The organism is Microbispora rosea (genome assembly GCF_900156315.1).
In the GTDB taxonomy this organism is placed as follows: domain Bacteria; phylum Actinomycetota; class Actinomycetes; order Streptosporangiales; family Streptosporangiaceae; genus Microbispora; species Microbispora rosea.
The window spans coordinates 312,017-333,805 of sequence record NZ_FTNI01000006.1; the positions used below are offsets into that span (position 1 = coordinate 312,017).

Genomic DNA, 21,789 nt, shown 5'->3' on the forward strand with positions numbered 1-21,789 from the left:
GCGCGGCGCGGACGGGCCCGGCGTGGGCCGCCTCAGCTCTGCTGCTGCTGCCCGCCTCCCGGCTTCTCGATGGGGATTCGCCTGCGCTCCTCCCGCTCTTCGGCGAGCCGCACGCTCACCTCGAGGATGCCCTTGTCATAGGTGGCCTTCACGTCGTTCTCGTCCACGTTCTGCGGCAGCACGACCGACCGGGTGAAGGCCCCGTACCGGAACTCGGTGCGGTGCGCCTGCCGCTCCTCGTGGCGGCGTTCCGCGTGAATGGTCAGCATGCCGTTCGACACGCTGATCTCCACGTCCTTGTCCGGGTCGATCCCGGGCAGTTCGGCGCGCAGCACGTACCGGCCGTCCTTCACGTAGTCCTCAAGCCGCATCTGCTGTCCGGCCATCGGCCGGAGCGCGGCCATCGGCGCCTCCAGCAGGTCGAACAGGTCGGGAACGAGACCTCTGGACTCCCGTCGCATCGGAGCGCTCATGCCTGTCACCTCCGTCCGGCAGAACTCATCACTGACGAAATACCCGGAAGAAATCGGACAAATCACCACGACTGGGCCGCTACCTTGTGCGATGTTCTTTCGATATCCACCATCGCCGGCCAGCTCTGACAGCGGGCTGTCGCCGTCCTGACGCCATCGTGGATCACGTGAGCCTGCCCCCGCCGAAGGTGCACCTCACGCGGCTGCGCCTGCTACACCCGGGCCCGCACCACAAGGTCACCCTGCAGGTAGGCATCAGACCGCCGGGACAACGGGAAGACCGCGCGCAGCCTCGCGCCCGGGCTGTGCGGGACCACCTGGAGGGTCCCTCCGTGAGCCCGGGCGATATCCCGGGCGATGGGCAGCCCCAACCCCGAGCCCCCCGTGTCCCGGGCGCGGGCGTGGTCCAGGCGGGTGAAGCGGTCGAAGACGCTGGTGTGGTGTTCCGGGGGGATACCGGGGCCGTCGTCCACGACGTCGAGGACGGCGTGGTCGCCCGGAGACGTGAGGGTGACGTGGACTGACGTGGAGGCGTGACGGACCGCGTTGTCGACGAGGTTCGCGACAAGGCGGCGGAGTCGGTCGGCCGAGCCGTTGACGAGCAGGTCGGGGGTGAGGTCGAGATACACGTGGACGTCCGGACGGGGGCGCTTGCGGACGGCCTCCTCGGCGACGACCTGGGCCAGGTCCAGTTCCTCGGCCCGCAAGAGGGGTTCGCCGGCGTCGAGCCGGGCCAGCAGGAGGAGGTCGGCGGAAAGGGACTGGAGGCGTGCGACGTCGTCCAGCGCCGCAGTCGCCAGCGGCTTCTCGGCGGGCCGGGCCAGCTCCAGCCGGGTTCGCAGGACCGCCAGTGGGCTGCGGAGTTCGTGTGCGGCGTCGGCGACGAACTGTCGCTGCGCGTCGACGGCGGTCTGCAGTCGGTTGAGGGTCGCGTTGACGGTGCGGGCCAGTGCCGCGATCTCGTCTCGGGTATCCGGTTCCGGTACGCGTTCGTGCAGGCCGTACGCGGTGATGTCGGCGACCTTCGCTCTGATCGCGGAGACCGGTCGCAGCACTCGGCCGACCGCCAGCCAGGTGAACAGCGCGACCACTGCGAGGAGCGCCGGAACCCCCGGGATCAGCAGGTTCCTCAGCGTGGTCATCGCCGCCAGAGCGGGTACCTTGGAAGCCTTTCCGAGGACGGTGACCGGGCCGTCCTCGGTCTCGAACGTCCGTTGGACCACGAGCACGGCCTCGCCGGATAACGGGGGGCCGTCGGCTTCGCCAGTGGCAGCCGAGCCCGGCATCGGTCCCTTCCCGCCCGGCGGCACCGGTCCCTTTCCACCCGGCGGCACCGCTCCGTCTCCGTCCACCGGTTCACCCGGCCCCGACTCCGCCTTCAGGTGTTCCATCTTCGCCTTGGCGTCGTTCGCCGCCAACTCCTTGGTGGAGGTCGTCAGGCTCGAGTCCAGCGCGGCGAACAGCGCGATCGAGGCCAGGCAGAGCGCCGCCGCCACCGCCGCGGTGGCCGTCAGCGTCGTGCGCAGGCGTACTCCCATGTCAGCCCTCCAGCCGGTAGCCCACGCCCCGCACGGTTTTCAGCGTCGTCCGTCCGAACGGTTTGTCGATCTTGCGGCGCAGCGCGCTGATGTAGACCTCGACGACGTTCGAATCGCCGTCGTACGCGAAGTCCCACGCCTGGGCGAGCAGCTCGGACTTGGTCACCACCTCGCCCGTGTGCCGCGTCAGGCAGTGCAGGATCGCGAACTCCTTGGGTGTCAACGCGATCTGTACGTCCCCGCGACTGCACCGCAGCCCCGCCGGATCGACCCGGAGATCTCCGACGGTCAGCACCGTCGGCCGCTCCCGCACCTTGCGCCGGGCCAGTGCCCTGAGTCGCGCCAGCAGTACGACGTACGAAAACGGCTTGGTCAGATAGTCGTCCGCGCCGGTGTCCAGTGCCTCCGCCTCGTCGTACTCTCCGTCCTTCGCGGTCAGCATGAGGATCGGCGTCCAGTTCCCGGCCTCCCGCAGCTTCGCGCAGACCCCATAGCCGTGCAGCAACGGCAGCATCACGTCCAGCATGATCACGTCGTACGAATGCTCGGTCGCCATCCACAGGCCCTCGCGCCCGTCGTAGGCGAGATCGACCGCGAAGCCCTCTTTGGTCAGGCCGTCTTTGAGCAGCTCGGTCAGCCTGCGTTCGTCTTCCACCAGAAGTAGGCGCACGTCAACAGGGTGAAGGCACGCACCTAAGGTAAACATGAAGATCGTCTTTTACCTCTTCAGGGTCGCTTCAGGTGTAGGGGCCCAAACTGCTGAGCGTTTCGTCAACCGATCATGGGCAGCCGATCTAGGGAGTGACCAGAGAGTGAAGAAGAGGAGCATGATTCTCGCGGGGGTCGTCATGACGGTGGGCCTCGGCATCGGCGGCGCCACGGCCGCGTCCGCGACCTCCACCGGCGCCCCGAAGCCGGGGGTCGCCTGCGTCGTGAAGGGGAAGCCGACGACCGCGGAGGAGGGCAAGTCCACCGTCAAGGTCGACCGCGACGGCAAGGTCTTCGTGGACGGCAAGGAGGTCCCGAAGGGGAAGCTGAGCACCCTCTGCAAGCGGCCCCCGCTGCCCGGCAAGGGCGTCGTCTGCATCATGAAGGTCAAGGCCGACAAGGGAGACATTCACCGAGGGGGCGGGGTCAAGGTCCGCAAGGTCAAGGGCGGCAAGGTCTTCGTGGACGGCAAGGAGGTCTCGAAGAGGAAGCTGAGCACCCTCTGCAAGCGGCCTCCGCTGCCCGGCAAGGGCGTCGTCTGCATCGTGCACGTCAAGGCCGGCGAGAGCGGTGGGTTCGGCACGAGCGGCGAGAAGGTCTACGTCGACGGCAAGCCGGCCCCGAAGGGGAAGGCGGGTATCAAGTGCCCGATGCCCAAGAAGCTCGGTGAGGGCATGAAGGACGTGCCCGCCGAGGACGGCGCCCCTGTGACCGTCACGCCGAACTGACGCACAACTCGCCGGAGGCGCTGACCACTCCATGCGAACGTCCCGCCGGCCACCTCGCCGGCGGGACGTTCCGCCGGTCAGCCGCGTGCGAGCCGTTCGAGCGTGTCGACGACGCGGTTCGAGAAGCCCCCACTCGTCCTCGTACCAGGCGACCACCTTGACCTGCTTGCCGTCGCCGCGGGTGAGGGCGGCGTCGAACATCGGTGAAGCGGGATGACCGGTGAAAACGCCGGGGAGGGCGGGAGCAGCCCCGACACCGGGCCCCGTGCGGGCAAAATGGGGATATTCGCCCGGAAACGGGCGAATCAGCGAGGACCGCCGATGCCCAGTGAACGGAGTGCGCGATGAGGTTCGTACGCGAAGGTGAGATCAAGGCCACCCGGCCGGGAGCGGACAGGTTCACCGACGGCGTGTGGGAGGCGTCGGCGCTGGAGGAGCTGGAGCCGGACGGCCTGCGGGCCCAGCGTTTCTCCTACGAACCGCAGGCCCGCTCGGGCTGGCACACCCACGACGGGGAGCAGGCGCTGTACGTGCTGTCGGGGCGCGGGGTGGTGACGCGCTGGGGCGAGACCGCGGGCACGCGCATCGGGCCGGGCGACTGGGTCCACGTGCAGCCGGGCGAGAAGCACTGGCACGGGGCGGCCGCCGACGACACGCTGGTGCACATCGCCGTCACGGCGAGCGGCGCGACGCACTGGCACGGGCCGGTGACCGACGAGGAGTACCGCGCCGGTCTGGGCTGAGCGGCGGCCGGACGGCTCCGGCTGCCGTCGTCTTCTAGACGACGCGCGGATCAAGGAGGCGGCGCGGATCGGGGACCTGCGGCGGGCGGGTCCAGGAGGCGGCGCACGGATCGGGGATCTACGGCGGGGGCACGCCGAGGCGTGCCCGGCCGGCGCGATGCGGCTCAGCCGGTGACGATGACGAGGTCGGCACGGGAGCGCACGTCGTGGCGGGCGTAGTACCGCTCCTCCTGCTCGGCCCAGCGCCGCCAGTGGGGCGCGTACAGCTCGCCGTCGCGGGCGAGCGCCCGCGCCCTGCGGACCTTCTCGCCGGCCTCCAGCCACACGAGCCCGCTGAGGTACGGCCCCGCCTCGCGGGCACCGCAGCCCACGCCCTCGATCACGACGGCGTCCGCCCTGGGGGTCTCGCGCCATTCGGCGTACCGGCCCCGCGTCCAGTCGTAGCGCCGCCAGCGTGCCCGGTCCCCGCGGCCCAGGGGACGCAGCACCCACTCAAGCAGGGCGTCCACCCCGGCCTCCAGGCCGTCCCAGCCGTCGTACAGGTCGTCCATCCGGACGACCGGCGCGGTGAGCGCCGCGGCCACGGCGGCGGCCAGCGTCGACTTGCCCGCGCCCGAGCGCCCCTCGACGGCCAGGACGCGGGTGCCGGCGGCGCGGGCGGACCGCGTGCGCAGCCAGCGCGCGACGGCGGCGGGATCGGGGGTCACGCGGGCCGAGCCTAACGGAGCCCCGGCGCGCCGCTCTCTCTGGCCGGGGCCGGCCCCCGCACTGATCAGGTCCCCGGGCACGATGCGGGAGCGGTCACGAAAAGGCCCCGGAGAGACCCGAGGTCACGAGAACGGCCCGGAGAGACCGGCCGATCCCTCCGGGCCGCTCGTGAGGCCCGTGCCCGCCCCGCTACACGCCGGCGCGGGTGGGGCGGCGGATGTCGCTGCTCTGCTCCTGCCACTCGGGGGTCTCCGGCCCCTTCTCCTCGGCCATCTCCTCCATGCGCAGGGCGATCCCCATCGCGAAGAAGGTCGGCGCCCACTCGCCGACGAACAGCGCCCAGCGGTCGGCGCGCTCGATGCCGGCCGCCTCGTATTTGTTCGAGATGATCCAGGAGGCGATCGACATGCCGATCGACCCCATGGCGGCGCCGTACATCATGCTGGAGCGCAGTCCCATTTTGTGGAGTGTGGTGATCATACGTGTCCCCCTTGTGGTGTTTTGCCCCGATTCCGGGCGTACCCGGCCTGTCCTTCCGTAACCCGGACGGTCCCACGACGCCGTGCGATACTCGCGACCGCGCATGAGGCGGGGACGGCCGGGTAGCCGTCCAGTCGGACCAGGAGGGGCGTCAATGGAAGTTCTGGGCATCGACATCGGCGGCTCCGGGATCAAGGGCGCCACGGTGGACACGGCCGCCGGCGTGCTCACCCGGGAGCGCCTGCGCATCCCGACGCCGCGGCCCGCCGTGCCGGTGGCGGTCGCCCAGGCCGTACGCGAGATCGTGGCGCACTTCTCCTGGACCGGCCCGATGGGCGTCACCTTCCCCGGAGTGGTCCTCGACGGGGTCGTCAGGATGGCGGCCAACCTGGACAGGTCGTGGATCGGCGTGAAGGGCGCCGACCTGTTCGGCGAGCAGACGGTCGTGCTCAACGACGCGGACGCGGCCGGCGTCGCCGAGATGGCCTTCGGCGCGGGCCGGGACCGGCGCGGGGTCGTGCTCATGCTGACCTTCGGCACCGGCATCGGCAGCGCGCTGTTCGTGGACGGCGCGCTGGTGCCCAACACCGAGTTCGGCCACATCGAGATCCGCGGCAAGGAGGCCGAGCACCGCGCCTCCGACCGGGTGCGCGAGGAGGAGGACCTGAGCTGGGACAAGTGGGCCAGGCGGGTGGAGGAGTACCTCAGGCACATGCGCGACCTGCTGTCGCCCACCCTGATCGTCGTCGGCGGCGGCGTGAGCAAGAAGGCCGGCAAGTTCCTGCCGTACATCGACCTCGGGGACACCCCGGTGGTGCCCGCCGAACTGCGGAACGAGGCCGGGATCATCGGCGCGGCGATGGCCGCCACGGGGGCCGCCACGGGGGCCACGCGCCTGCCCTGAGCTCCCCGGGGCGCCCCCAGGGCGTCCCCCGGGGCATCCTTGAGCATCCCCGGGTGTCTCCCGGGCGATAGAAGTCCCTTATTCCTACCTGGACAGCGGGTAATATCGCTGCCATGATGACCCCATGAACTCCTCGGGGAGGTTGACCCAGCGCCGGCACATCGACCTGCTGCGCGTCTGCGCCGCCGCCTGTTGACGACCGCGGTCACCACCGTCCGGTACGCCACGAGGCAAGGAGAGGGGCATGTCCCACCAGAACGTGATCGACTTTGTGGAGCGCAGGCGCGAGCAGGGCCATGAGCCCCCCGATCTCGGGCAGGGGTCCGTGCTCGGCGTGCTGCCGGTGCCGGAGACCGGCGCCGTGCTGATGATCGTGGGCTATCTGGTGCCCGCCGGGGGCGCGGCGGACGCGCCGGAGCAGCCGGTCGCCGCCCTGCAGAGGCGGGCGGCCGCCGGCGAGGAGGAACTGGTCCTGGACCGGGCCGCGCGGGTGGCCCGGGCCGGCGGCGAGGAGATCGAGCTGACCTTCCGGGAGTTCGAGCTGCTCGACTACCTCAGCTCGGCCCCCGGCCGGGTCTACAACCGCCGCCAGCTCATGGCCGCCGTCTGGGACCGGTACGACGACGAGGGCGGCCGTACGGTCGACGTGCACGTCCTGCGGCTGCGCCGCAAGCTGGGCGGGCACGCGGGCCGCATCGTGACCGTCCGCAACGTGGGGTACAAGTACCAGCCGGCGCGCCGCCGCTGACACCGCTCGAAAGGGCCGCCGGAAAAACGGCTGGCAGATCGGCGGGGTGCGTTGCCTATCCTTGAGCATGGAATGAACACGCTCGCCGATCTCCAGGCCCGCCTCCCCGACCTGATGCTGCGCGACCAGCGCAGGCTGCGCCGCCGTCTCGACGGCATGCGCCGGGTCCGCGACCGCGCCGCCCGCCAGTCCGTCGTCCAGGAGATCGCGGGGGACGTGGAGGCCGCGGAACTCCGCGTGGCCGCGCGCCGCGCGGCCGTCCCCGCTCTCAGTTACCCTCCCGAGCTGCCGGTCAGTCGGCACAAGGACGACCTGCTCACCGCGATCAGGGACCACCAGGTCGTCATCGTGGCCGGTGAGACCGGCTCGGGAAAGACCACCCAGATCCCCAAGATCTGCCTGGAGCTCGGCCGAGGGGTCCACGGGCTCATCGGCCACACCCAGCCGCGCCGCATCGCCGCCCGCACGGTCGCCGAGCGCATCGCCGAGGAGCTGTCGATCGAGCTGGGGGAGGCGGTCGGCTACAAGGTCCGCTTCACCGACCACTCCAGCGACGGGACGCTGGTCAAGCTCATGACCGACGGCATCCTGCTCGCCGAGATGCAGACCGACCCGCTGCTGCTGCAGTACGACACGCTGATCATCGACGAGGCGCACGAACGCAGCCTCAACATCGACTTCATCCTCGGTTACCTCAAGCAGCTCCTCCCCAAACGGCCCGACCTGAAGGTGGTCATCACCTCCGCCACCATCGACCCCGAGCGGTTCGCCCGGCACTTCGCCCAGCCGGGCGGGGAGCCGGCGCCCGTGATCGAGGTGTCCGGGCGCACCTATCCCGTGGAGGTGCGCTACCGCCCCGTCGACGAGGACGACGACCAGACCCAGGCCATCGTCGACGCCGTGGACGAGCTGTGCGCCGAGGGGCCGGGCGACATCCTGGTCTTCCTCAGCGGCGAGCGGGAGATCCGCGACACCGCCGACGCGCTCAAGGGCCGTCCCGAGGAGGTCCTCCCGCTGTACGCGCGGCTGTCGGCCGCCGAGCAGCACCGGGTCTTCCAGTCTCACCGGGGCCGTCGGATCGTGCTGGCGACCAACGTCGCGGAGACCTCGCTGACCGTGCCGGGCATCAAGTACGTGGTCGATCCGGGCACAGCGCGGATCTCCCGCTACAGCCACCGGCTGAAGGTCCAGCGGCTGCCGATCGAGCCGGTCTCCCAGGCGTCGGCCAACCAGCGCAAGGGCCGCTGCGGCCGTACGTCGGACGGCGTGTGCATCCGGCTCTACTCGGAGGAGGACTTCCTCGCCCGGCCGGAGTTCACCGACCCCGAGATCCTCCGTACGAACCTGGCGAGCGTCATCCTGCAGATGACGTCGCTGGGCCTGGGGGACATCGCGGCGTTCCCGTTCGTGGAGCCGCCGGACAGCCGTCAGGTCAGGGACGGCGTCAACCTGCTGCTCGAACTCGGCGCCCTGGCGGACAAGGGCGCGGGCCGGGAGGCGGGTAAGGGCGCGCAGCTCACGCCGCTCGGGCGCAAGCTGGCCCAGCTCCCGGTCGACCCGCGCCTCGCCCGGATGGTGCTGGAGGCCGACAAGAACGGCTGCGCCCGCGAGGTGATGATCATCGCGGCCGCGCTGTCGATCCAGGACCCGCGTGAGCGGCCGGCCGACAAGCAGCAGGCGGCCGACGAGAAGCACCGCCGCTTCGCCGACAAGGAATCGGACTTCCTGACCTACCTCAATGTCTGGAACCACCTGCGCGACCGGCAGAAGGAGCTGTCGTCCAGCGCGTTCCGGCGGCTGTGCAAGGCCGAATACCTCAACTACCTGCGCGTGCGCGAGTGGCAGGACATCGACAGCCAGCTCCGTCAGGTGGCCAAGACGCTGGGCATCGTGCCCAACACCGTGCCGGCCGACCCCCAGCGGATCCACCAGTCGCTGCTGGCCGGCCTGCTGTCGCACATCGGCGTCAAGGACGTCGTCGAGAAGCGCAGGCAGGACGGCCGCAGGCCGATCACGGAGTACATCGGCGCCCGCAACGCCCGCTTCGCGATCTTCCCCGGCTCGGCCCTGGCCAAGGCGCAGCCGCAGTGGGTGATGTCGGCCGAGCTGGTCGAGACCTCCCGGTTGTGGGCGCGGGTCAACGGCAAGATCGAGCCCGGCTGGATCGAGCCCCTCGCGCAGCACGTGGTCAAGCGCACCTACAGCGAGCCGCACTGGGAGAAGGACCAGGCCGCCGTCGTCGCGCTGGAGAAGGTCACGCTGTACGGCGTGCCGATCGTGACCGAGCGGAAGGTCAACTACGGCCGCATCGACCCCGAGCTGAGCCGGGAGCTGTTCATCCGGCACGCCCTGGTCGGCGGCGACTGGCGCACCCACCACAAGTTCTTCCACGAGAACCGCAAGCTGCTTGAGGAGGTCGAGCGGCTGGAGGAGAAGGCCCGCCGCCGAGACATCCTCGTGGACGACGAGACACTGTTCGACTTCTACGAGCAGCGGATCCCCGCCGACGTGGTCTCGGGCAGGCACTTCGACAGCTGGTGGAAGAAGGCGTCGCGGGAGACGCCCGACCTGCTGACGTTCTCGCCGGACATGCTGGTCAACGACAGCGCCGGGGTCAGCGCCGGGGACTACCCCGACGCCTGGCGGCAGAACGGCCAGCGGATGCGGCTGACCTACCGCTTCGAGCCCGGCGCGGTGGAGACGGGTGAGGCCGACGGCGTGACCGTCCACATCCCGCTCGCGGTGCTCAACCAGGTCGACCCGGCCGGCTTCGACTGGCAGATCCCCGGCCTGCGCGAGGACCTCGTCACCGCGCTCATCCGGTCGCTGCCGAAGAACCTGCGCCGCAACTTCGTGCCCGCCCCCAACTACGCCAAGGCCGTGCTGGAACGCGTACGGCCCGGCGGCGAGCCGATCCTGGAGGCGCTGGAGCGCGAGCTGCGGGCGCTGACCGGGGTGGAGGTGCCGCGCGACGCGTGGGCCCTCGACCAGCTCCCCGCGCACCTGCGGATCACCTACCGGGTGGTCGACGACCGCAAGCGCACGGTGGACGAGGACAAGGACCTGGAGGCGCTCAAGCGGCGGCTCGCGCCGAAGCTGCGCGCCACGCTGTCGAGGGCCGCCGACGACCTCGAACGCGACGGCCTGCACGGCTGGACGATAGGTACGCTGCCGAAGGTGTTCGAGCAGGGCAGGATGCGGGCCTACCCGGCCCTGGTGGACGAGGGCACGAGCGTCGCGGTCCGGATGTTCGAGACCGAGCGCGAGCGCGACAGGGCCATGTGGGCGGGCACGAGGAGGCTGCTGCTGCTCAACGTGGTCAGCCCGGCCAAGGCCATCCTGCGGACCCTGACCACCGCGCAGAAGCTCGCGCTCAGCCGCAGCCCGCACGGCGGGGCGGCCGCCCTGTTCGACGACTGCACGGCGTGCGCCGCCGACAAACTCATGGCCCAGGCGGGCGGGCCCGTCTGGGACGAGGCCGGGTTCGAGCGCCTACGCGACCACGTGCGCGCCTCGCTGTTCGAGACGACCGAGGAGGTCGTCTCCCGCGTGGAGCGCGTCCTGGCGGCCTGGCACGCCGCGCAGAACCGGCTCGGCGCGCTGGGGGGCGGCGCGGCCGACCTCAGGGCCGACATCGCCGACCAGCTCGACGGGCTGGTGCACGACGGGTTCGTCACCGAGACGGGCTACGACCGGCTGCCCGACGTGCACCGCTACCTGCGGGCGGTCGAGCGCCGGCTCGACAAGCTCCCCGACGATCCGCGCCGGGACCGCGAGTGGATGCACCGCGTGCACGACGTCGAGGACGAGTATCGCGACCTGCTCGACCGGCTGAAGCCCGAGGAGCGGGACGCCACGGCCGTACGGGACGTCCGGTGGATGATCGAGGAGTTGCGGGTGAGCTTCTTCGCCCAGCAGCTCGGCACGCCCACCCCGGTCTCCGAGAAGCGCATCCGCAAAGCCCTCCACAACCTCCCCACCCCCCACCCCTCGTGATCTTGTAGTCCGTCGCAGTCATGCCCTCTGAGCTGCGCTTCATCGCTCCGTGATCATGCGGGCATTCGCGTCCTGCCGCGCCTGGTTATGCGTGGAGACCGGCATTTCCCTGCAAGATCACAAAGTGAATAGGCGCAGGTCACGGCACCTGCGTGCAACATAATCCAAGATCACGCGGGGGGTGGTGGGGGTTAGTGGCCGAGGGCGGCTCCGATCAGCGCGCGGGGGTCGGCCGCCCCGGCGAGCACGCCCGACGGGAGCAGGTCGATCAGGTGGGCGTGGCCGAAGTTGGAGCCCCACTCCACCGGCTGGACCGTGTGCCCGCGCTCGCGCAGGCCGTCGGCCCACGGCGCGCCCTCCTCGACCTCTACGACAGGGTTGGATCGCCAGGTGTCGAAGCCGGTGCCGCTGCCGAGCGCCCAGCGCGGGGCGCCGATCGCCTCGCCGGGCGTCTGACCGTGCGCGAGCAGCCGGGTGACCAGCTGCAGCAGGATCTGCGGCTGCGCGTCGCCCCCCATCGTGCCGAGGACCGTGCGCAGCCCACCGTCCGGCCGGGTGATCAGTGCCGGGCACAGCGTGTGGGGCGGCCGGCGGCCCGGGCCGTACTCCGCGGGATGGCCGGGCGTGAGCGAGAAGCCGATGCCGCGGTTGTGCAGGTTGATCCCGGTGCTGGGCTCGAAGAGCAGGCTGCCGAAGCCCGACGCGTTCGACTGGATGAGCGAGACGCCCATGCCGTCCCCGTCGACCACGCACAGGTACGTCGTGTCGCCCGGCCCGGCGGGAGCGTCGGGCAGGGGGGAGCGCCGCTCGGGGTCGATCAGCGCGCGGCGGGCGGCGGCCGTGCCGAGCGGCGCGACGGCGTCCTCGTGGAGGACGTCCAGCCGGTCGTGCCCGGCCGCCCTGGCCGCCTCCACCAGCAGATGAGCCCAGCGCGGATCGGCCGGGTCGGCGGGCGGGCCGAGCTCGGCGAGGATCTCCAGGGCCAGCAGGAGCAGGTAACCCTGGGAGTTCGGCGGAACGGTCCAGATCCGGTGCCCGAACACCTCGACGCTCAGCGGCTCCACCCAGTCGGCGTTCGGCCGGGCCAGGTCCTCCTCCGTGTACTCGCCGCGGCCCAGTTCCAGCAGGCCCTTGCCGAACTCGCCCTGGTAGAACGCCGCGCGGCCGCCCTCGCCGAGCGCGGTCAGGGCCCTGGCGACGCCGGGCCTGCGGATCACGTCACCGGCGCGGCGGGCGGCGGCGAAGTCCCCGGCTCCGGGCAGCGAGCCGATGAACTCCCCACCCGGGGCGAGCAGCGGCGAGGCGGGGAAGCCCTCCGCCGCGAGGCGGATCGCGGGGGCGAGCAGGTCGGCGAGCGGCAGGCGGGCCCACCGCTCGTGCAGCGCCAGCCATCCGTCGGCGCAGCCGGGCACCGGGACCGAGCGGATGTCGTACAGGTGGGGCATCCGGTCGAGGCCCTCGGCCCGCAGCCGGGCGGGATCGGCTCCCGAGCCCGCCCGCCCCGAGGCGTTGAGCGCGCTCACGGTCCCGTCGTGGACGAGGGCGAACAGATCGCCGCCGAGACCGCACATGTGCGGAGCGGTGACCGCCAGTACGGCGTTGGCGGCGATGGCCGCGTCCACCGCGTTTCCGCCTTTGTCCAGCATGGCGACGCCCGCCGCCGAGGCCAGATGATCGACCGTGCATACCATGCCGTTCGGGGCATACCGAGTCTCGCTCACGTTGGGCGATGTTACGGCACACCATAGAGTGGCTGCCGTAACAGGACGAAGGGGAGAGACGGTCATGGTCCGGGCGCTCGTGTTCGACGTGGGGGAGACGCTCATCGACGAGACCCGGATCTGGTCTCGATGGGCCGACCGGCTGGGCGTGCCGCGCCTGACCTTCATGGGGGTGCTCGGCGGCATGGCCGCGCTCGACCGGAGCCACCGGGAGGCGTTCGAGCTGATCAGACCGGGGATCGATCTCGACGCCGAGATCGACGCGTGGCGGCGCGAGGACCCGGACGGGTTGCGCGAGAACTTCGACGCCGACGACCTCTACCCGGACGTGCGGCCCGGTCTCGCGGCCCTGCGGGAGGCCGGCTACGACCTGGTCGTCGCGGGCAACCAGCCGCCCCAGGCGTACGACGCGCTGGTCGCGATGGACCTGCCGGTGGACGGGATCCACACCTCGGCGGGATGGGGGCTGGAGAAGCCCGACCCGGCGTTCTTCGCCAAGGTCGCGGCCGTCTGCGGCCATGAGCCCGGGCAGATCCTGTACGTCGGCGACCGTCTCGACAACGACGTCCTGCCGGCCGTGCGCGCCGGGATGCGGACGGCCCTGCTGCGCCGGGGGCCCTGGGGCTACCTGCACGCCGCCCGTCCCGAGGCCGCGGAGGCCGACATCGTCGCCGACGGCCTCACGGACCTCGTCCGTCTGGCGCCCACTCTCGGCTGAACCACCGGGCCGCCGTGCTCGCCGGTCATCTCGTCCGGAACTGTCCGCGTCATGCGGCCCGGCGCCGCGGCGGGCGCGCCCGAGGGCTCGGTCCGCACGCCCGCGCTCGGCCGATCAGGGGCGCAGCCGGCGGGCGAGGAGCTCGCGCAGCGCGCCGGTCTCCTTGCCGAGCCGGTTGAGGGAGGCCAGGAACTCCTCCGGCGCGTCGAGAAGGCCGAGCATCCGGGCGGACACGGCCTCGCGGGCGGCGCGGCCCGCCTCGATCGCCGCCCTGCCGTGCGGCGTCAGCTCGATCATCCGGGCCCGCTGGTCGCCGGGGTCGGTCCGGCGGGCCACGTAGCCGACGCGCTCCATCTCGGCCGCCACCTTCGAGGCGCCCTGCGGGGTCATGCCAAGCAGCCCGGCCAGGTCGGAGACCCGTACGGGACCGGTGAGCAGGTGCTGGAACACGTATCCGTGCACGGTGCGCACCTGGTCGTGTCCGGCGGTGGCCATCTGGGCGCGCACCTCGGCGTCGCACGCCGCGGCGAGAGCCGTGAACAGCAGGGTCAGGTCGCTTGACACCACTTCGGGATGCTCCAATACTCAACCATGGTTTCGCAACTTTGGTTGAGTAAGTGGAGGGCCATCCGATGTGGTGTGATCCGGCCTTTGCGCGCGTCGCGGACGCGTTCAGGGAGACGGGCGGCGGGGAAGGAGGCGCCGCCCTCGCCGTGTACGCGGACGGGCGCATGGTCGTGGACCTCTGGCAGGGCACGGCCGGCCCCGGCGGCGTACGGCCCTGGGAGTGGGACACGGTCGTCAACGTCTTCTCGGTGTCGAAGGGGGTGCTGGCGACGCTCGCGCACCTGTACGTCCAGCGCGGGCTGCTCGACCTCGACGCCCCGGTGGCCCGTTACTGGCCCGGGTTCGCCACCGCCACCACCGTCGCCGACCTGCTCGCGCATCGGTCAGGGCTGCCCGCCGTCCGCCGGGAGCTGCCGCCGGGCTCCCTGTTCGACTGGGACGCGATGACCGCCGCGCTCGCGGCCGAGCGCCCGTGGTGGACGCCGGGGGAGCGGCACGGGTATCACGCGGTGACCTTCGGCTGGCTCGTCGGCGAGGTGCTGCGCCGGGTGGGTGGCCGGCCGGTCCGCGACCTGGTCCGCGACGAGCTCGGCGTCCCCGACCTGTGGATCGGCCTGCCGGCGTCCGAGGCGGGACGTGCCGCGTACCTCGCCCCGCCGCAGGCCGGGCGGGACGCCGCACCGTCATCGCTGACCATCGCCATGTCCGAGCCCGGCTCGATCACGATGAGGGCCTTCTGCAACCCGGCCGAGCAGCTCACGCCCGGTCTGGCCAACACCGCGCGCTGGCGGGCCGCCGAGATCCCCGCGTCCAACGGGCACGCCACGGCCAGGGCCCTCGCGACGCTGTACGGCAGGCTCGTGTCGTGCCGGGGGCGCGCCGCCGACGGCGCCGGCCCGCTCCTCGGCCGTGAGGTGCTCGGCCGGGCCGTCGCGCCCAGGAGCGAGGGGTGCGACGAGGTCCTGCGGGCGCAGACCAGGTTCGCGCTCGGCTACATGCTGCCCTGCGAGATCCGGCCGTTCGCGCCGAACCCGCGCGCCTTCGGGCACAGCGGCTCGGGCGGGGCGCTCGCCTTCGCCGACCCGGACGCGCGGATCGCCCTGGCCTACACGCCGAGCCGCCTCGTCGTCAGCGCGGCCGGCCCCGACCCGAGGTGGGAACCCACGGTGGCGGCGCTGTACGCCTGCCTGTGACGGTCCGCAGGGGGGACGGACAGCGTCGCGACGGGGGCGCGTTCAGCGCTGCGCCTGCTTCTTCCGCCTGATGGCGGCGACCAGCTCGTCCTTGGTCATCCCCGACGTGCCCTCGACGCCCAGCTCCCCGGCCTGGTGCAACAGCTCGTCCTTCGTTCGCGAGCGCGGCTTGATCGGAGCGGCGAGCACCTCGGCCTTCCGCTTGCTGAAGGCCTTGCCGAGCTGCACCCGCTCCTCGAAGGGGACGGCCTTCTCCAGGACCGGGAGGATGTCGTTCTCCTCCTCCTCGACGTGATGCGTCACCGCCTCGATCAGCTCGTGCAGCAGCGTGTCGAACTCGGGGCTCTCCGGGGCGGTCTCCAGGAGCCGGGAGAGCATCTCCTCTGCCTCGTGGTGCTCCTCCGTGCCGTGGTGGACCTCCTCCTTCTCCTCGGGCTGCCGCCTGGCGAGCACGGGGTAGACCTCGTCCTCCTCGCCCTCGCTGTGGGCGATGAACTTCGCCGCCAGCTCCGCGAGAAGGGCCGGCCGGTTCTCCGGCATCTTCCGGAGCCGCTCGAACAGCGACTCCACGTCGCGGTGATCTTCCTTGATCAGGCTGATGACGTCGGTTGCCATGGGTTTCCTCCTGTGCGTGGACGCGCTCGCACTACCCGGAGGCGCCGTGCCCACACCGTCATGGCCGGTTGCGGCCGTTCGTTCGCGGATGGCGGCGAATCGTGTCCCGTAGACTCGGCTCATGATCGAGGGAGGCCGGTCGCGGAGGCTCCGAGGTCCTCGGCGCGGCGACCTGAGCGTCGCCGAGATCGCCGAGCTCGCCGGGGTCTCACCGCCGACGGTCTCGAAGGTGCTGCACGGCCGGACCGGCGTGGGGGAGAGCACCCGTCAGCGGGTGGAGGCGCTCCTGCGTGAGCACGGGTTTCGCAGGGCGGTGCCCACCGGGTCGGGCTACGGCCTGGAGGTGGTGTGCAGCAACATGCTGGGTTCGATCGCGATCGAGATCATGCGGGGCGTCGAGCAGGTCGCGGCCGCCCGTCAGCTGGCCGTCGGCTTCACCGACGTGCGCTCGTGCGACACGGCAGGCCTGCCCTGGGTGGAGCCGTTGTTGCTGCGGCAGCCGGTGGGGGTGATCGCCGTCGTCTCCGGAGTGACCGTCGCGCACCGCGACCTGTTCGAGGCCGCCGGGGTCCCCCTCGTGGCGCTGGACCCCACCGGAGACGTGCATCCCACGCCGGCGGTGGGATCGACCGGCTGGAGCGGTGCGCTCGCGGCCACGCGGCACCTGCTGGACCTGGGGCATCGGCGGATCGGCGTGATCACCGGGCCGGCCGGCTTCCTGGCCTCGCGGGCGCGGCTGGACGGCTTCCGCGCCGCTCTGGACACCGCGGGCGTCCCGTTCGACGAACGGCTCATGCGCGACGGGCCGTTCCTGTTCGAGCACGGCCGGGACCTCGGGGCCGAGCTGCTGGCCCTTCCCGACCCTCCGACGGCCATCATGTGCGGAAACGACCTGCAGGCGTTCGGCGTCTACGAGGCCGCCAGGATCGCCGGTCTGCGCATCCCCGACGACCTCAGCGTCGTCGGGTTCGACGACATCGAGCACTGCGCCTGGGTGGCGCCGCCGTTGACCACGGTGCGCCAGCCGTTCTCCGAGATCGGCGCCACCGCGGCGCGCATGGTGCTGGCGCTGGCCGACGGGGAGAGACCGTCCGAGAGGCTCGTCGAGCTCGGCACCACCCTCGTGGTGCGCGACAGCACCGCCCCGCCCCGCCGGAACCCGAGGATCAGGAGTCCCTGGTGAGGGTGCCCTCGTAGGCGAACAGGCCGAGGTCGTCGGTGTGGCGATAGGCGAGGGCGTCGCCCCGGAGGGTGAGCGTGACGTCGCCGGGGACGCACTGCGGGACGTCCTCCAGCCGGAACCTGAGCGCCGGGCCGGACGCCGCGGTCAGCCGCAGCGTGCCGTCGCACGAGTTCGCCGGCTCCTTCCACCTGCCGGACGGCTTGCCGGCCTTCAACTCGATCTCGATGTCGTACTCGCTCGTGAGGAGGCCGGCGGTGGGCGCGATGTGCCCCCGCCACTTCCCCTCGAACGCCTGCGGGATGCCCGCCGGCGCGGAGGCGGTCGCCGGGTCCGCCCCGCCCGTGGTTCCGGCGGCGGTCGGCGTCGGGCCCGCCGTGTACGTGCTCTGGGCGGGCGCGCTCGCCAGGGGAGTGGGGGACGGGTCGCCGCCGGACATCGCGGCCAGGCGGGGGACCAGCAGCGCGGCGGTGATCCCGAGAGCCGCCACGGCGGCGCCGGCGCCGGCCAGGACCCGGGTGCGCGATCCGCCTCGGCCGCCCCCGGGCACGGTGTCGGCCGCACCGCTCCCGGCCGCACCGCTCCCGGCCGCACCGCTCCCGGCCGCACCGCTCCCGGCCGCAGTGCGCCCCCCGGTGGGCCCGTGCTCGCGCGCGGGTCCGTGTTCCCCGGCGGGACCCGTCGGCGGCGAGGTCGCCGGCCACGAAGTCGGCCCGTACGGCTGCGCGGGCCCGCCGGGAGAGACGCCGTTCGCCGCCGCACCCGTACGCACCGGGCCCGTCGAGGTGCCGACGAGTTCGAGCAGCAGGTCGCGGGCGGCGGGACGGGCGGAGGGATCCTTGGCGAGGCAGCGTTCGACCGGCGCGCGCAGGGGTGGGGGCACCGGCGTCAGGTCGGGGAAGGTCGTCATGATCCGGTGCAGCACGGCGGCGACGTTGCCGGCGCCGAACGCCGCCCTGCCGGTGGCGGCGAAGACGATCGTCGCGCCCCACGCGAACACGTCGGAGGCGGGGGTGGCCGGATGCCCCGCGATCTGCTCGGGCGCCAGGTAGGCCGGGGTGCCCACCGGGCCCGCGGTCATCGTCTCGCTCTCGTCGTGGCGGGCGATGCCGAAGTCGACCACGCGGGGACCGTCCGGCCCCAGCAGCACGTTGCCCGGTTTGAAGTCGCGGTGCACGATGCCCGCGCCGTGGATCGCCGCCAGCGCGGTCGCTGTCCCCACCGCGAGCCGTTCCAGCTCGCCTCCGCGCAGCGGCCCCGACGCGGTCACCCGCTGCTGCAGCGAGGGGCCGTCGACGAACTCGCTCACGACGTACGGCTCGCGCCCGTCCACCATCGCCGTGATCACCCTGGCCGTGCAGAAGGGAGCGACGCCCCGCAGGACGTCGAGTTCGCGCGTCAGCCGGGCCCGGACGACGGGATCGAGCCCGGTCTTGAGCACCTTGACCGCGACCGGAGCGCCGTCCGGGGCATGGCCCAGGTAGACGACGCCTTGGCCGCCCTCGCCGAGACGTCCGCTGATGCGGAACCCGCCGAGCGTGCGCGGGTCGTCTGGTTCAAGGGGGGCGACCATGGTCACACGGTAGCGACCCCGTGGCCGTCACGGGATCAGAGCATGCGGAGGTTCACCGCGTCGGCGAGCGCGAGCCGCCCGGCGTCGCTCAGGTGCAGGTGGTCGCCCGAGTCGTACGAGACGGCCAGCTGCTCGGGGAACTCGGGGTCGCGTACGGCCCGGTCGAAGTCGAGGACGCCGTCGAACGCCTTGCTCGTGCGGATCCACTCGTTCAGCCGCTGCCTGATCTCCTCGCGCTCCGGAGTCCAGGTGCTCCAGCCGTAGAAGGGGGTGAGCGTGGCGACCAGCACCTTGACCTTGCGGGCGTGCGCCTCGCGGATCAACCTCTTGTATCCGTAGGCGAGCGGCTTGATCGAGGTGTAGTCGCCCCGGGCGATGTCGTTGATCCCCTCGTAGACCACCACGGTGCGCACCCCCGGCTGGGACAGCACGTCGCGGTAGAACCGGCTGAGACCGCTCGGGCCGACGTTGGAGTGCAGCAGCCTGTTGCCGGCGATACCGGCGTTGAGCACCCCCATCCGCCGCGACGCCGACTGGCGGGCCAGCCGCTGCCGCAGGTAGTCGGTCCAGCGGCGGTTGGCGTCGACGGCCTGGCCCGCACCGTCGGTGATCGAGTCGCCGAACGCGACCACCGAGCCGACCGTGGCCCCGCCCGCCTCGACCGCGATCCGGTCGAGGAAGTACCACTGCGTGCTCGTGTAGGTGAAGCCCTCGCCGCTCTCCTCCGCCGCGTGGTCCCCCGGGCCCGACAGGTACGTGGTGCTGTAGGCGCGTTCGTGCCCGGTCACGCCCCTGACCGTGCCGGGCAGGTGGACGCTGACGACCAGGGCGGATCCGCCGGCGATCCGGCCCGGGATCGGATCACTCCAGACGGCCTGGCCCGGCGGCACCTTCACCGAGGTGCGCTTGTGGAAGGTCACCGGCCGGTTGGTGCCCGCGATGATCTCGGCGCCGTACGCCTGGACGCCCACGTGGACGTCGGCGAATGTCACGGGCGCCGCACCGAAGAGGTTGGACAGCCGAAGCCGCGTACCGCCGCCGCCGACGCTGGCACGCACGATCATCCGCACGGTCTGCCCGCCGAGGGCCGCCGTGATCCGGTCGGTCGAGGTGGTCCACGCGCCGACCAGACGGTGCTGTGCGCGTGAGTCGCCACCAGGCCTCGGCGCGGCCGTGCGGCGTGTGCTGCCGGTCGCCGCGGCGAGCCCTCGGGCGGCGGACGGCGAAGCGGCCGCGGTACGCGCGGCCGTGAGGGACTCCGCGTGGACCGGCGTCATGGGAAGCGCGGCGGCCGCGCCGCTGACGGCGAGGGCGAGAGCGGCCATGGTCAACCGGTGAGCCGGCCGTGCCATCCGGGGTCCTCCATCTGGGGTGTGGCTGCCTGAGGCAAGTCCGTTCCATGCGGCCCCGCTTCCGATCGCTCCGCCGAGACCGTTGATCGAAAAGCGTCCGCGACGCCATACATTACGACTGTTTGGGGAACGCGGGGTGAGAAGTTGACCGTCAGTCGTAAGAGTCGACCACATTCCGGCTGAATACCGGCTGTCGCCTTGCCCGATCGCCGCGCCGTCCCACGTCGGCCGCGGCCCGCGTACCAGGCGCTTCGCCCGCCTGGGAAGGGACGCGGAGGTGAGTAGCGGGATCGATGCGACAGTAGGTGCGGTTCTTCACTCTGCACTCATTTCTCCGTCATAGAGGGACGGATAGGCTCGGAACGATGAATGCATACGAGCGTTGGATCGTTCTGGAAGGCGCGGCGAACGTACGGGACCTCGGCGGCCTGCCCACCGCCGACGGTGGGACCACGGTGCCCGGCCGGATCCTGCGGGCCGACAACCTGCAGGGCCTGACCGAGGGTGACATGGCACTGCTCGTGGCCGACCTCAAGCTGCGGCACGTGGTCGACCTGCGGTCGGAGACCGAGGTACGCCTGGAGGGCCCCGGTCCGCTGACCCTCCTGCCGGAGGTCGGCATCCACCACCACAGCCTGTTCGCCGAAGGCGGGCACCTCACCGACGTCGAGGCCGACACCATCGACGACCGGGCCCTGCCGTGGCAGGGCGAGCGGGACGAGGAGGACCTGGCCGAACTTCGCGTGACCGGCTACTACTACGGATATCTGCGCGACCGGCCCGACTCGGTGGTGGCCGCCCTGCGGGTGCTCGCCCGCGACGACGGCATGGCCGTGGTCCACTGCGCGGCGGGCAAGGACCGCACCGGAGTGGTCTCCGCCCTGGCGCTCGCCGTCGCCGGCGCCACTCGGGAGGCGATCATCGAGGACTACGTCGCCACCGGCGAACGGCTGGAGGGCATCCTCGCCCGGCTGCGCGCCAGCCGCACCTACCGCGAGGACCTCGACTCGAAGCCGGCCGACAGCCACCTGCCGCGGCCCGAGTACATGTCCCAGTTCCTGTCGACGCTGGACGACCGGTTCGGCGGCCCCCTCGGCTGGCTGCGCACCCACGGCTGGACCGACGCCGACACCGAGGCCCTGCGCGGCCGGCTGCGCGACTGACAGTGATGATGTAGGTGAGCGCCTTCCGGTGGGGTTTGACCCAGCGACTGACTGACCTTGGGTCCTCAACCGGATCTGTCGGCCCTGGCCGGGAGGCGCTCACGTGCACTCACCGGACCTGGCGGAGTGACCTAATAAGAGCCTGGCCAGAGGCCCCATCACTGTCTTGTCCGCATCGCCCGGCTGGTGCGTGCCGCCCTGCCCCGGTCAAGACGACAGGACGACGATGGCTTCCATTACACCGCATGACACGGCGATCATTGAGATAGCCGCCGGCGTCGACACCCATCAAGACATCCACACCGCAGCCGTCATCGACATGGTCGGGCGGGTGCTGGGCAGCGAGCAGTTCCCCGCCACCGCGGCCGGATACCGGGCGCTGCTGAGCTGGATGCAGGGATTCGGGCACCTGGTGCGGGTCGGGGTCGAAGGCGCCGGTGTCTATGGCGCCGGCCTGGCTCGGCTGCTACGCAAGCGGAACATCTGCGTGGTCGAAGTCGATCGCCCCGATCGCAAGGCCCGCCGGTTCCAAGGCAAGTCCGACCCCATCGATGCCATCGCCGCCGCCAAGACGGCCCTGGCCGGACAACGGACCGGCACGCCCAAACAGCGCGACGGCCGGATCGAGGCGCTGCGTAATCTGCGGGTGGCACGCCGGTCGGCGATCGATCAGCGCGCCGA

General features: G+C 71.8%; 20 protein-coding genes. 10 read left to right on the forward strand and 10 right to left on the reverse strand.

The annotated features are described in order from the left end of the window. Positions 1-32 precede the first annotated feature (32 nt). The 3 genes from BXA11_RS11860 to BXA11_RS11870 all read right to left on the reverse strand — a co-directional run bounded on the left by BXA11_RS11860 (position 33) and on the right by BXA11_RS11870 (position 2,681). Positions 33-473 (reverse strand): Hsp20/alpha crystallin family protein, encoded by a 441-nt coding sequence (locus tag BXA11_RS11860; RefSeq protein ID WP_076434528.1) that lies wholly within the window; start codon positions 471-473, stop codon positions 33-35. Positions 474-685: 212 nt separating this feature from the next. Continuing rightward, the gene (locus tag BXA11_RS11865; RefSeq protein ID WP_076434529.1) at positions 686-2,011 is read right to left on the reverse strand and encodes a sensor histidine kinase; all 1,326 of its coding nucleotides are present in this window, start codon (positions 2,009-2,011) and stop codon (positions 686-688) included. Between the two features lies 1 nt (position 2,012). Further along, positions 2,013-2,681 carry a response regulator transcription factor gene (locus BXA11_RS11870; protein WP_076434530.1) on the reverse strand — a complete coding sequence of 223 codons (669 nt, stop codon included), beginning with the start codon at positions 2,679-2,681 and terminating at the stop codon, positions 2,013-2,015. Positions 2,682-2,838: 157 nt separating this feature from the next. Here BXA11_RS11870 and BXA11_RS42040 point away from each other — a divergent pair, with 157 nt between their 5' ends. Both BXA11_RS42040 and BXA11_RS11880 read left to right on the forward strand, forming a co-directional pair. Then, entirely contained in the window at positions 2,839-3,447 is a 609-nt protein-coding gene (locus BXA11_RS42040; protein WP_076434531.1) for a hypothetical protein, read from the forward strand. Positions 3,448-3,791: 344 nt separating this feature from the next. After that, complete coding sequence (locus tag BXA11_RS11880) at positions 3,792-4,190, forward strand: cupin domain-containing protein (protein ID WP_030505583.1); 399 nt, start codon at positions 3,792-3,794, stop codon at positions 4,188-4,190. Between the two features lie 164 nt (positions 4,191-4,354). Here the strand turns inward: BXA11_RS11880 and BXA11_RS11885 are convergent, their stop codons facing one another. Together BXA11_RS11885 and BXA11_RS11890 are read right to left on the reverse strand one after the other, a co-directional pair. Next, positions 4,355-4,897: a nucleoside/nucleotide kinase family protein gene (locus tag BXA11_RS11885; protein WP_030505582.1), complete on the reverse strand. Its 543-nt coding sequence runs from the start codon at positions 4,895-4,897 to the stop codon at positions 4,355-4,357. Between the two features lie 190 nt (positions 4,898-5,087). After that, entirely contained in the window at positions 5,088-5,357 is a 270-nt protein-coding gene (locus BXA11_RS11890) for a hypothetical protein (protein WP_239104920.1), read from the reverse strand. A gap of 175 nt (positions 5,358-5,532) precedes the next feature. Between BXA11_RS11890 and ppgK the strand changes: the two genes are divergently transcribed. From ppgK to hrpA, 3 genes are all read left to right on the forward strand, one after another. Next, positions 5,533-6,282 (forward strand): polyphosphate--glucose phosphotransferase, encoded by a 750-nt coding sequence (gene ppgK / locus BXA11_RS11895; RefSeq protein WP_076434533.1) that lies wholly within the window; start codon positions 5,533-5,535, stop codon positions 6,280-6,282. 244 nt (positions 6,283-6,526) lie between these two features. Continuing rightward, positions 6,527-7,030 (forward strand): winged helix-turn-helix domain-containing protein, encoded by a 504-nt coding sequence (locus BXA11_RS45305; RefSeq protein WP_051761168.1) that lies wholly within the window; start codon positions 6,527-6,529, stop codon positions 7,028-7,030. Positions 7,031-7,102: 72 nt separating this feature from the next. After that, positions 7,103-11,026 (forward strand): ATP-dependent RNA helicase HrpA, encoded by a 3,924-nt coding sequence (hrpA, locus tag BXA11_RS11905; RefSeq protein WP_076434534.1) that lies wholly within the window; start codon positions 7,103-7,105, stop codon positions 11,024-11,026. 191 nt (positions 11,027-11,217) lie between these two features. Here hrpA and BXA11_RS11910 read toward each other — a convergent pair whose 3' ends face one another. Further along, a complete protein-coding gene (locus tag BXA11_RS11910) occupies positions 11,218-12,747 on the reverse strand; it encodes a gamma-glutamyltransferase family protein (RefSeq protein ID WP_143734206.1) in 1,530 nt (509 codons plus the stop codon). Between the two features lie 64 nt (positions 12,748-12,811). On the opposite strand from BXA11_RS11910, the gene BXA11_RS11915 reads away from it, so the two are divergent. After that, positions 12,812-13,465 carry an HAD family hydrolase gene (locus tag BXA11_RS11915; RefSeq protein ID WP_076434536.1) on the forward strand — a complete coding sequence of 218 codons (654 nt, stop codon included), beginning with the start codon at positions 12,812-12,814 and terminating at the stop codon, positions 13,463-13,465. Between the two features lie 114 nt (positions 13,466-13,579). On the opposite strand, the gene BXA11_RS11920 is transcribed toward BXA11_RS11915, so the two are convergent. Beyond that, positions 13,580-14,032, reverse strand: coding sequence for a MarR family winged helix-turn-helix transcriptional regulator (locus BXA11_RS11920; protein ID WP_204053572.1), 453 nt, complete (start codon positions 14,030-14,032; stop codon positions 13,580-13,582). Positions 14,033-14,097: 65 nt separating this feature from the next. Here BXA11_RS11920 and BXA11_RS11925 point away from each other — a divergent pair, with 65 nt between their 5' ends. Then, on the forward strand, positions 14,098-15,225 hold the full coding sequence (locus BXA11_RS11925; RefSeq protein ID WP_083744163.1) for a serine hydrolase domain-containing protein: 1,128 nt from the start codon (positions 14,098-14,100) through the stop codon (positions 15,223-15,225). 42 nt (positions 15,226-15,267) lie between these two features. Here BXA11_RS11925 and BXA11_RS11930 read toward each other — a convergent pair whose 3' ends face one another. Next, positions 15,268-15,840 (reverse strand): hemerythrin domain-containing protein, encoded by a 573-nt coding sequence (locus BXA11_RS11930; protein ID WP_076434538.1) that lies wholly within the window; start codon positions 15,838-15,840, stop codon positions 15,268-15,270. A gap of 121 nt (positions 15,841-15,961) precedes the next feature. Between BXA11_RS11930 and BXA11_RS11935 the strand changes: the two genes are divergently transcribed. Continuing rightward, positions 15,962-17,023, forward strand: a complete 1,062-nt coding sequence (locus BXA11_RS11935; RefSeq protein ID WP_076434539.1) for a LacI family DNA-binding transcriptional regulator — start codon at positions 15,962-15,964, stop codon at positions 17,021-17,023. Here BXA11_RS11935 and BXA11_RS11940 read toward each other — a convergent pair. Together BXA11_RS11940 and BXA11_RS11945 are read right to left on the reverse strand one after the other, a co-directional pair. Further along, on the reverse strand, positions 17,007-18,593 hold the full coding sequence (locus BXA11_RS11940) for a serine/threonine-protein kinase (protein WP_076434540.1): 1,587 nt from the start codon (positions 18,591-18,593) through the stop codon (positions 17,007-17,009). The two genes, BXA11_RS11935 and BXA11_RS11940, sit on opposite strands and share 17 nt — an antisense overlap. Before the next feature lie 35 nt (positions 18,594-18,628). Continuing rightward, positions 18,629-19,945, reverse strand: a complete 1,317-nt coding sequence (locus BXA11_RS11945) for an SGNH/GDSL hydrolase family protein (protein ID WP_159454764.1) — start codon at positions 19,943-19,945, stop codon at positions 18,629-18,631. Between the two features lie 365 nt (positions 19,946-20,310). Between BXA11_RS11945 and BXA11_RS11950 the strand changes: the two genes are divergently transcribed. Next, positions 20,311-21,108: a tyrosine-protein phosphatase gene (locus tag BXA11_RS11950; protein WP_076434541.1), complete on the forward strand. Its 798-nt coding sequence runs from the start codon at positions 20,311-20,313 to the stop codon at positions 21,106-21,108. A gap of 226 nt (positions 21,109-21,334) precedes the next feature. Then, positions 21,335-21,789, forward strand: a 455-nt coding sequence (locus tag BXA11_RS11955; RefSeq protein ID WP_208865561.1) for an IS110 family transposase, incomplete at its 3' end; no start/stop codon positions are given.

Bases quoted from the DNA above. Each gene is read 5' to 3' on its own strand.
- BXA11_RS11935 (WP_076434539.1), top strand. From the start codon at position 15,962: ATGATCGAGGGAGGCCGGTCGCGGAGGCTCCGAGGTCCTCGGCGCGGC.
- BXA11_RS11865 (WP_076434529.1), bottom strand. From the start codon at position 2,011: ATGGGAGTACGCCTGCGCACGACGCTGACGGCCACCGCGGCGGTGGCG.
- BXA11_RS11925 (WP_083744163.1), top strand. From the start codon at position 14,098: ATGTGGTGTGATCCGGCCTTTGCGCGCGTCGCGGACGCGTTCAGGGAG.
- hrpA (WP_076434534.1), top strand. From the start codon at position 7,103: ATGAACACGCTCGCCGATCTCCAGGCCCGCCTCCCCGACCTGATGCTG.
- BXA11_RS11915 (WP_076434536.1), top strand. From the start codon at position 12,812: ATGGTCCGGGCGCTCGTGTTCGACGTGGGGGAGACGCTCATCGACGAG.
- BXA11_RS11940 (WP_076434540.1), bottom strand. From the start codon at position 18,593: ATGGTCGCCCCCCTTGAACCAGACGACCCGCGCACGCTCGGCGGGTTC.
- BXA11_RS11890 (WP_239104920.1), bottom strand. From the start codon at position 5,357: ATGGGACTGCGCTCCAGCATGATGTACGGCGCCGCCATGGGGTCGATC.
- BXA11_RS11950 (WP_076434541.1), top strand. From the start codon at position 20,311: ATGAATGCATACGAGCGTTGGATCGTTCTGGAAGGCGCGGCGAACGTA.
- BXA11_RS11880 (WP_030505583.1), top strand. From the start codon at position 3,792: ATGAGGTTCGTACGCGAAGGTGAGATCAAGGCCACCCGGCCGGGAGCG.
- BXA11_RS11860 (WP_076434528.1), bottom strand. From the start codon at position 473: ATGAGCGCTCCGATGCGACGGGAGTCCAGAGGTCTCGTTCCCGACCTG.
- BXA11_RS11930 (WP_076434538.1), bottom strand. From the start codon at position 15,840: ATGGCAACCGACGTCATCAGCCTGATCAAGGAAGATCACCGCGACGTG.
- BXA11_RS42040 (WP_076434531.1), top strand. From the start codon at position 2,839: ATGATTCTCGCGGGGGTCGTCATGACGGTGGGCCTCGGCATCGGCGGC.
- ppgK (WP_076434533.1), top strand. From the start codon at position 5,533: ATGGAAGTTCTGGGCATCGACATCGGCGGCTCCGGGATCAAGGGCGCC.
- BXA11_RS45305 (WP_051761168.1), top strand. From the start codon at position 6,527: ATGTCCCACCAGAACGTGATCGACTTTGTGGAGCGCAGGCGCGAGCAG.
- BXA11_RS11945 (WP_159454764.1), bottom strand. From the start codon at position 19,945: ATGGCACGGCCGGCTCACCGGTTGACCATGGCCGCTCTCGCCCTCGCC.